Source organism: Neisseria sp. P0021.S006 (genome assembly GCF_051956895.1).
Genome location: NZ_JBQCWZ010001286.1, coordinates 1 through 438, shown reverse-complemented (window position 1 = coordinate 438; position 438 = coordinate 1). Strand labels below are relative to the sequence as shown.

Genomic DNA, 438 nt, shown 5'->3' with positions numbered 1-438 from the left:
TACTTGACGTTACACCTTTGTCACTCGGATTGGCAACCTACGGCGGTCTTGCCGAAAAAATTATCCCGCGCAACTCCACCATTCCTACCGCACGCGCACAGGACTTCACCCCTTTCAAAGACGGTCAAACCGCCATGACGATACACGTCGTACAAGGCGAGCGCGAACTCGTTTCCGACTGTCGCAGCCTTGCAAAATTTACCCTGCGCGGCATTCCGCCCATGGCTGCAGGCGCAGCGCGTATCCGCGTGACCTTCCAAGTTGATGCCGACGGTTTGCTGTCCGTTTACGCACAAGAGCAAAGCACCGGCGTACAGGCGCAAATCGAAGTCAAACCTTCCTACGGCTTGGACGACAACACCATCACTCAAATGCTCAAAGACAGCATGAGCAACGCCGAAGAAGACATGGCCGCACGCGCACGCGCCGAAGCCGCAA

The 438-nt window shown here is 56.4% G+C and carries 1 protein-coding gene; it reads left to right on the top strand.

What is annotated here, in order from left to right; all coding sequences use genetic code 11:
* Nucleotides 1–438: Hsp70 family protein (locus ACTHUM_RS19910; protein WP_440403994.1), on the top strand; the 438-nt coding region annotated here is incomplete at both ends.